A 9,651-nucleotide genomic window follows, 5' to 3' on the forward strand; every position below is an offset into this window, starting at 1 on the left:
ACGATTGTTAGAAATGGGAGACTGGTTGGAAATTAATGGAGAGGCCATCTATGGAACGCGTCCTTTTGAAATTTATGGGGAAGGTGATTTTGAGGTCAAAGAAGGGCATTTGAGCGAACATAAGAACGCCGATAACACTTCTAAAGATATTCGATTCACTACCAAAGGAGATGTTTTATATGCAACTGTTTTAGACTGGCCTGAAGATGAGGTTTTGAAAATAAAAAGTTTGGCAATAGGTAATTCTTATTTGAGTAAAGAGATTTCTAATATAGAATTTTTGGCAAATAATTCTAAAGTTGGATATGTTCAAAATGAGTCTTGTTTAGAAATTCAATTGCCAAAAGAAAAAATAGGTAAACATGCCTTTGTGTTTAAAATAGAATTCTAGACCTAGTTTTTATAGGTTTTAGAAAAAGCTCATGATTGATTCATGAGCTTTTTTTGGTTTTCAATGAATCTTATAAACTATACAAAACTGTAAGAAACTAAGGTTATATAGGCATTTAAAGTATACAAGTTTAGATGAAGTCCATATATACTATTCATTTAAACATGTAAGATATAATTTGAAATGTTAAAGAGTGAATTTTGTGTCGAACAATTTAATAATAACCAAAAACAATTTATTATGATTAAAAAATTACTTTTTAGTGTTGCAGTGATTGCAACAAATTTTATGATGGGACAAATGACTGTTGCTTTTTCAGGTTCATCTGTGATTACAAGTGATGGTACTTTTAGAAATTCTGGTGACACGGCTGATGAATCTTTAATTTTAATAGTAGACAATATTCCTTTGTCGGCAAGTTTTACGCCCGCTGTAGGTACAATACATTTTAGACTTCAAGCTTCTGGGACTACTGGTAGTGGCTTAACTGGTACTGGTTTAATTGATAATTGGCAGTTTACTGGTACATCTGTTATGAATTTAGATACCAATGAATCAGATGTTATTGATGCGAATATTTCTTTTGTAACAGTGGATGGAACTTTGGCAAATACAAAAAAAAGAACTTATACAATCAAGACTCTAGGAGGGGCAGCTGATTTTACATCATTGACAGGTGATGGAGATTTTACCTGCTTGTTAACCTATAGAGTTTCTCACACGGGGGATCCTAAAGATGCTAGCGCTTTATGGAGTAGTCCAGAAGCCCTAACAAATGGGAATTCACGTATAGCATACACGAATTCCATTACTATTTTAGAAGCTCCAGTTGCATCTATTGATTTAGATAAAATAAATGCCATCGGTGTCTTCCCAAACCCAACAACAGGTGTAGTAAACATTTCTGATATTTCGAATATTGAAACAATTACGATAAGTAATGTATTAGGGCAAGTTGTAAGAACTTTTGGCGCTCAAAACTCAATTGATATTTCTGATTTAAAAGCTGGAGTGTATTATTTACAAGCAGACAATGGTCTGAAAAGAAAAATAGTGAAAAAATAATTTTTACACTGACAAGAAACCTTTGAGTAATCAGAGGTTTTTTTGTTTTTATTTTAAAAAAAAATTCGCGCAAAGATTTGCACATATGTTTTGTTGTAGGAATCATTTGTTCTAATTCGTGATGCTGTGATAGTTTTGGTCTATGGTTTTTTAGTCATTTGTAAAACACGGAAAATGTTAGAAAAAGTGGGAGTAAAAATTATTTTTAACCTGATCCATATAAGATAGTTTTTAAAACATATATGATAATTGATTGATTAAAGGTGCTTTATGTTTGTAGAACAATAAAATAACCAAACCAATTTATTATGATTAAAAATTTACTTTATGTTTTAGCGATTGCTATTTCAACAATGTCTTATGGGCAAACAACAACTTACACTATTTCTCATTCAGGAGCGAATCATTTAGTGATTGCCGCGAATGGAATATTTTTAAATGATGACAGTGCTTCGGGTGATGGTACAGGTACGCTAACTGAAACAACGGTTACAATTACAAGCACCACAACATGGGTTGACGGTGTTGATACTGAGCCTTCAAGTTTTGCAACATTATGGTTCCCTATTAAGGATGATGGTACTGGAACACCAAATGTATTTGCGAAAGATGGAGGGTTTACAACAGCAAATATTTCTTCAGATACAGGTGCAGGAACATCACCAAGAATTAGAACATGGGATTTCACATCGATTAAAGTTTTAGATCAGACTCTTGCGGATGCGAAAGGACCAGCTACGAGAAAAAGCTCTGCTGGAGCAGCCAATGAAGGTACTACTACCCGATTCGCAAATGCAGCGATTACTTTAGTGGATGCGTTTTATGCAAATGATTATGTTGAAATATCTAATGAACAAGATGTTTTTGCTTCAGTAACCAGAAGTGAGGATTTTACCATGTCTTTTAATTACACATCTAACGGAAACGATATTGAAAATTTAAGATATAGAATATTATTGGTTCACCCTGGTGATGGTGGTGAAGACCCATACTCAAATGCTACTATAGATGATGTTACGGTACCTACAATCAGTGTGCCATCTTTGGTTGAGAATGGATCGGGATCAGTAACGTTGACTTTTCCTCTAGACGCAGTATTAAATAGTTTAAATGTTGCTGCTACGTCTGATGTGGGTGGGAACCAAATTGTAATAGGAAGTACTGCAGATAGATATGATTTACAAAAGAGAAATGATACTGATGATGGATGGATCAATTTGATTTTTGGATTGGAATTTACAACAGTAAATGAAGCCCCTGTAGCTTCAGTGGTTGGTGATGCTATTGAAAACTTAAAAGTATATCCAAATCCAACGACGGGAATTGTAAATATTTCTGATGTTACAGGAATTGAAGTTATTAATATCTATAATGTTTTAGGTCAGGTGGTTAAGACTTTTAAAGCTCAAAACACTATTGATATCTCTGATCTAAAAGATGGAGTTTATTTTTTACAAGCGGATAATGGATTAAAACGTAAGATTGTAAAAAAATAATTGAAAAATTATATAAAGAAAAGCCCTTTGAAATATTTCAAAGGGCTTTTTTTTTGTGTTTTGCAATAGATTATTTCTGAACATACCGTTTATGTTGTTTTCTTGTTTTTTTATTGTTTTGTTCAGGGGTGTATCCAGTAAATAAGGGGCTGTGCGTCCTGGATGTTTATATTTTGTTGTTGTGTGTTTCTAAGTAGAACAAGTTTATATCATGTTAGCTTTAGCTAGACATTTTTCTGTTTTAGTCAAAACAAATAATAACCAACTAAACAATTTATTATGATTAAAAAATTACTTTTTACAATTGCGTTTTTTGCAATTATGATTTCAAATGCGCAAAGTGTTAGTATTACAGCTATTAATGGAGAAACACCAGGAGACTTTCAAACTAGTAACCCTACGCTAACTAGCGGGACTGTTCTTAACGTCGAAATAACTTACACAAATTTAGTTGCAGGGGCCGACAATATTGTGGTAAGGTTTTTGACTTCGGGTTGGTCTGAAGTTTCAGGGACGGTAGTTACCGGAACCGTTGCTAATGATGCAAATCCGTTAACTACGACCTTAGCTTTAACTGTTCCTGCTATCAATCCAGGATTGTCTGCTGTAAAAGTTCAAGCTCGCGGTTCAAACGTTGGAGGTTTCGTGAATAGTGTTTTCTCGCCTTTCGACATAGCACAAGATAACAGTATTGAGGTAAATTGCAATGTTTCAATTACTACCATTGAAGGAGTAAGTGTTGCTGATTATATTTTAGCAAATGGGAAAAATCTTATTCCTGGTGATGTTTTAACTTTCGGCGTAGATTATACGGCTGTTAAACCAGACCCAGGTAATAGTGATATAGTAGATGTTCGCGTAAGGTTTTTAACGAATGCTTATGCTGTAATACCTGAAGCTACTACTATTTCAGTTCCCGTTACAACATTAAGCACCTCACAATCTACGACTGCTGATATTACAGTACCTCATTTAGATTCGGCTCTTTCTGGAGTAAGGCTGCAAGTTTTGGGCTATGGATATAATGGTTCTACTGATGCTCAAAATTTTGGGTACGCATCTGATACTTTTGATATTGATGCTTCAGTAGCTTCAATTCAAAAGCAAAAAGATGCATTGGATTTAGTTTATTACAGTTCAGGAAGTGATGTCATAAAAGTTAATTCTGCTATTTCTGGAGAATACTCTATATATAATATGACAGGTACCAAAGTTCAATCAGGGATGATTTCATCTCAAATTTCAGTTGAGACTCTAACTTCTGGAGTTTATATTTTTGTTACTCAAAATGGATCTATAAAATTTGCCAAATAAGGTATATATAACATTTTGAATTAAAGCCTTTGAATTTTGATTCAAAGGCTTTTTTATGCGCTTAAACTAGCTCTCTGAATTTTAATGTTTTAATTGTGTAGATATGGCTGTCCATAGAAATAAGGAAAAAATTAACTTATTGTATAGTCTGCTTAGGTTCAGATCAAGTTTTTCTCATGGTTTTGAAACAAATTTGTTGTTGTAATTTTATATTCATTAACATTAACATTAACCAAAATCAAATTTTTATTATGATTAAAAAAGTACACATTTTAACAGCATTATTATTTATTTCAATTGCAGGTACTGCACAGATCTCTGTGGAGGTTCTTGCTTATCCTACGGAGTTTGCATTGAGGACTGGAACTACATACGCCCCGTCAGTTGGTCAAAACCCATTAGTAGTTAGATATACAAATGTAGCCAACGATGTAGATGGAAGTGCCAAACAAATTTTTGTTCCTGTTTGGCAAACATCTCTTGGAAATACAGGTATTACTGGCGTAATTCCTTCAACAGGAAATATTACTTCTGTAGCAGGTGGTTCAGCAGCTTATGGACCTGCATTAGGAACGGCTATAGGGTTACATGGTGTGGCTTTATCTGACGCCACAGTAGCAGCGGCGAATGCAAGAATTATCAATTATGTTGATAACGCTGATGGAACTGCAAATTTTGATGTGATTGTAACAAGTTATACAATTGCTGTAGCACCAGACGAAGTAACAGAATACACAACCTTCATGAGGTATTTTTCTAGCCCATCGGCATTATATGCAGTTCCTGTAAAAGAAGAATCAGGGAATCCAGGAGTTTATGAATTAGCGGGTATGCTATACAACTCAGGTGCTACGGCGGAAACAGAAGTGAATCTATTGGCTCTTGGAGCTACTTTAAACACTTCTCCAATAGAGTTTTCTGAGTTATCAGTATATCCTAACCCAACTACCGGAATTGTAAATATTTCTGATCTTTCAGGAGTTGAAACGATTACAGTTTCAAATGTGCTTGGTCAAGTTGTAAAAACTTACCAAGCTCAATCTAGTATTGATATTTCTGAGTTGACTCCTGGGGTTTACTTTTTTCAAGCAAACAATGGTTTGAAGCGTAAGATTATTAAGGAATAATAGTTTTGTCAATAAATGAAAATGCCTTGAAGTACTTCAAGGCATTTTTTTTGTTTTCAAAAGTTTTTTACTGAAGCAATTGTGCTTCCCAATTATCAATAATTTGTTTAGTGCTAGCATTTTCAGGCAATCCTTTTTTTTCCATTCCTTTCTTGTAGAATTTAAGTGATCCAGCTTTTGCTCTTTCAATACTATCTTCAGTTTCCGGTGTGTTGTTCTTTTCAATTTTACAAACTAACTTGTTTAATTTTTTAAAGAGCTTTTTTTGTGTTTTTCTATATTCTTTGGAACCTGCAAGGTTGCTAAATTCATTCGGATCCTTTTTTAAATCGTACAATTCAAATTCAGGTCTTGTTTTAGCCATAAATTGATTGTATGGTGACTCAAGTTCACCTTTTTCATTTAAGTAATGATACAAAGTAAATGCTGGATATTGTAGTTTTTTATAAGATGTCAATTGCATATACGGAAGCTCAGGCATGCGATTCCATATGAGTTTATATCTTCCATCAGTGATAGATCTAATATCATCTACTGCATCTCCACAACGTTGACGAAAACCGAATACATAATTTCTTTTTTCTCCGTCAAGAACATTCTTTCCATGCATGTTTTTAGGGATATTAATATTAGCTAATTCTAAAGAACTTACACTTACATCTACCAAGCTAATTAAATCTTGTTTTGTGGTGTTTGCTTTTTGTTTGTTAGGATAGCGTACAATCAAGGGAATGGCAAGACCTCCTTCATAAAGCCATTGCTTATCCCTAATGTGTGGTCTACCATGATCACCAAATAGAATCACAATAGTATTATCAGTTAAACCTTCTTTATTCAATCTATCCAAAATATACCCAACTCTTTTGTCAGCAATTTGAATACTTTCTAAATACAAAGCCCAATCCGCTCGTATCAAAGGATAATCTGGATAACAACCTGGCAAGGTAACTTTCTGTGGAGCGATAGGTCTATCTTTGTCTTTGACAAATACTCGATGTGGTTCATGTATTTGAACTTGTGCAAAAAAGGGTTGGTTCTTATCTCTATTTTTCCAATCTGTACTATCAAATAAGTTTTTATCTGAAAAATTATAATCTTCTTTTCCTGGTTTATGCATAGCATGAGCCCAACCATTGGTGCAAAAATACCCTGCATTTTGAAACAACTGCATTAGCGTTGGATACTCTTTAGGTAAAGGTTTTTTATCCATAGTTCTGTGATTTAGAACATTGGCAGCACTTGGATACATGCCCAAGATTTGGGAAGATCTACTCGCAGAGCAAACTGGAGCGTTGGAATAGGCATTGGTATATTTAACTCCTTCAAAAGCCAGTTTATCTATGTTAGGCGTGTAAACATCCGGATTTCCATAACAAGCTAGTTCTCTCCCTAAATCATCACAATTAATCCATAGAATATTGGGTTGTTTTTGAGCAAATGCCAATAAGGTTAATGAACAAAATAGTAAAGTTGTAATTTTATTTTTTAGCATCTTCTTTTGTTACTTTTAAAGGAATTTGAATATTAAAAGAATGTCTTACTTTGTTTACAATAGTATCTGCAGCACACATTAAAGCAATGGCTTCTCCGTTTTCAATATATACCTGCGGGCGTTCTAAATGTTTGAATTGTTGTACTCTTCCGTTTTCCCAAGTAACAATTCTTTCAGAAATTTCATGGTGTTTAGAAGCTTTCCAGTCCAACCCATCTTTTGAGTCGTATTGAACTAATGAAAAAACTCTTTTTTCTTTTCCATTTGGTTGTTTTTCATGTTTGATTCTTTTTACAATAGCCCTGTATTTTCCATCTTGATGCCAGATATATGGATCTTCCGCAGGGAAACGTTCCCCTTTAATTTCAAAAGCCAATTTTTCTTGTTTTACGAAAGGTCCTGTAGGACTATCAGCAATTGCAACCATATGTACAACGGGTCCACCATTTGGCATAGGGAATTTTTTTCCTACGGCTTTGTAAACCATTAAAACACGTCCATCTGTCATTTGACAAACAGAAGGGTTTGAGGTCATTAAGGCATCAGATGCGTTGTCATCACCATATGTAATGTCTATAACAGGTTTGTCAAATCTTTTCCAAGGACCGTTTGGAGTATCTGCTACAGCAACACCAACACGTTGGTTGTTGCGGTGCATCCAATTGATTTTTGCCTTTCCAGGAACACTGACAATTTTTTTATCACCAAAGTTCCCCATATAATAAATATAATATTTACCATTCATTTTATGAACCGTAGGGTTGTGCGTTACAGAACCATCCCAAAATTTTTCTCCACGTTCATCCAAAGCAACATCTACATGTTTGAAAGGACCAAAAGGTGAATCTGAAACTGCATGCGCCACTTCTGAATAATTTACCCATTCCCATCCAATATTTTTTGGCCAGCGAGAATAAAGCATGTGGTATTTTCCGTCTTCTCCTTTAACAACTGATCCTCCCCAAATACTTAAAGAATCTCCTCCGCTAAACACAGATTTAGGAGCTACTTTTCCGAATTCAATTTTAAAATCGATTTCTTTTTCTTTGACTGTTTCTTCTGTTTTAGATTTGCATGCAAACAATAGTGTTATTGCCAATGCCGTAGATAAAATGTATTTCATAATAATGGTTTTTATTTTAATGAATTTTCTTTAATTCTTTGAATTTGTTTTTTATTTAATTTCAATTTGAAATAGCTTTCAGGTTTCAAATTAATTTTTCTCATTTGCTAATGTTTAGTTTTAATTATTTGTGACCAACTACTGATACCTAATTTGGATTTTCTTTTGATTTGAAAATAAATTTCATTTTCTCCATTCAAATCAATACTCATCATTCCTCTAACATTTGAAATGAATTTTTGATTCAAATTATCGTTAGAAGTTCCATAACGGACGTTGTATTTGATGTCCTCAAATTCACTTGAATACCCGATTACCAATTTGTTATCTGCGATAAAACTTTTCCAAATAGTTGGAGGTAAAATTTTCTTATTAGGAGAAGCATTCTTCCCTCTCGAACCTTTGCTAATTCCTTTGTCGTTAACAGCAAATAGTTGAAAAGTGTATTCTTTTCCTTCTTCAAGATTCGTAATATCTATGCTGTTTGTAATTGTTCTATACGATTCTGTGAATTTACCAGCAGCATTTTTATAACGTACAAAATATTCATTTGCATTTTGAACAGTTTCAAATAGTATTCTAACAGAGTTTTTTCCTGGGATTATTTGTTTGATACCGGGTTGAATAGCCTTTTTAAAGGAAACTGTTTTGTCAAATCTTGAATAATTAGTCGGACTTATTAGTTTGATATTTAAAGCTAATATATCTTCAGGGAGTGTGTCCCATTTTAGTGTCCCATTCCATATTTTGTTTTTTGGAAGAAGGTCAGGTAAATTGACGGAATTTTGATAAACAGTCTTTCCTTTTGTGTTTTTGAATTGATATTCTAGTTTGTAATTGCGCATAGCATAACTAGGATAGTCATGTGAGTCTCTTATTGGAATCTCTATGTTTGCCGTGTTTTTTTCAAAGTCAATGTTAGTAATTTCAATATCCTTAACGGGACTTTGTTCTTTCTTTACTCGTTCAAAATATTTGCGTTTTTGACGCCATACATTGATGATTCCCCAAACTCGGTTTTCCTCAGCACTTGTTCCTCCATAACCACTTCTGTAATCATTAAATGTCCACATAGAAGTTCCTACTACGAATTCATTTTTATTTCTGAAATGTTGTATCCATTCCGATAACACCGGTTTGTCGATGTCTAAAGAAGGAGAAGCAAAAGGATCGAATCCAAATTCCGAAATAAAAATAGGCTTGTTAGGCCATTTTTTTCTTAAAGTGTTTAGTATTTCTTGTGGTTCACCTTGCCATCTGTACATATTGTGCATGATAATATCTACAAAAGTATTCGGATCTGTTTCTGGAGTATAATCGGGTTTTTGTCCTGAGTTACTTACGCAAGTTAGTAAGCGGTAAGGGTCCAATTTAGTTTTTACATATTCCATTGTTGACCGGGCAAATTCGAAATGATTGTTCAATTCATTTCCGACACTCCAACCAATAATACTTGGATGATTGATATCTCTTTCGATCATTCCTTTCAACCATTTTTTAATCAAAGGAAATTCAGGTGCTGTAAATTCTTCGTTGTCTAAATCTCTGACGTTGACTTCTTCAAAAATTAAAATTCCTTTTCTATCACAGAGTTCTATCAGTTTTTTATTCTGAGTACCATGCATGATACGCATAAAATTGGC

At 33.8% G+C, this 9,651-nt stretch carries 8 protein-coding genes; 5 read left to right on the forward strand and 3 right to left on the reverse strand.

Going from position 1 to position 9,651, the window contains the following annotated elements; all coding sequences use genetic code 11:
• From P8H68_RS03670 to P8H68_RS03690, 5 genes are all read left to right on the forward strand, one after another.
• Positions 1-391, forward strand: a 391-nt coding sequence (locus P8H68_RS03670; protein ID WP_300321749.1) for an alpha-L-fucosidase C-terminal domain-containing protein, incomplete at its 5' end; no start/stop codon positions are given.
• Between the two features lie 240 nt (positions 392-631).
• Positions 632-1,456, forward strand: coding sequence for a T9SS type A sorting domain-containing protein (locus tag P8H68_RS03675; RefSeq protein WP_300321751.1), 825 nt, complete (start codon positions 632-634; stop codon positions 1,454-1,456).
• A gap of 308 nt (positions 1,457-1,764) precedes the next feature.
• On the forward strand, positions 1,765-2,952 hold the full coding sequence (locus tag P8H68_RS03680) for a T9SS type A sorting domain-containing protein (RefSeq protein WP_300321754.1): 1,188 nt from the start codon (positions 1,765-1,767) through the stop codon (positions 2,950-2,952).
• 279 nt (positions 2,953-3,231) lie between these two features.
• A complete protein-coding gene (locus P8H68_RS03685; protein ID WP_300321756.1) occupies positions 3,232-4,266 on the forward strand; it encodes a T9SS type A sorting domain-containing protein in 1,035 nt (344 codons plus the stop codon).
• Positions 4,267-4,517: 251 nt separating this feature from the next.
• A complete protein-coding gene (locus P8H68_RS03690) occupies positions 4,518-5,393 on the forward strand; it encodes a T9SS type A sorting domain-containing protein (protein WP_300321758.1) in 876 nt (291 codons plus the stop codon).
• Between the two features lie 67 nt (positions 5,394-5,460).
• On the opposite strand, the gene P8H68_RS03695 is transcribed toward P8H68_RS03690, so the two are convergent.
• The 3 genes from P8H68_RS03695 to P8H68_RS03705 form a co-directional block, all read right to left on the reverse strand.
• A complete protein-coding gene (locus P8H68_RS03695; protein ID WP_300321761.1) occupies positions 5,461-6,885 on the reverse strand; it encodes a sulfatase in 1,425 nt (474 codons plus the stop codon).
• A complete protein-coding gene (locus tag P8H68_RS03700; protein ID WP_300321763.1) occupies positions 6,872-8,008 on the reverse strand; it encodes a glycoside hydrolase family protein in 1,137 nt (378 codons plus the stop codon). The genes P8H68_RS03695 and P8H68_RS03700 overlap by 14 nt, the downstream gene beginning before the upstream one ends.
• 107 nt (positions 8,009-8,115) lie before the next feature.
• Positions 8,116-9,651: glycoside hydrolase family 2 TIM barrel-domain containing protein (locus P8H68_RS03705; protein WP_300321766.1), on the reverse strand; the 1,536-nt coding region annotated here is incomplete at its 5' end.

This window comes from Flavicella sp., assembly GCF_029238425.1.
Lineage (GTDB): Bacteria > Bacteroidota > Bacteroidia > Flavobacteriales > Flavobacteriaceae > Flavicella.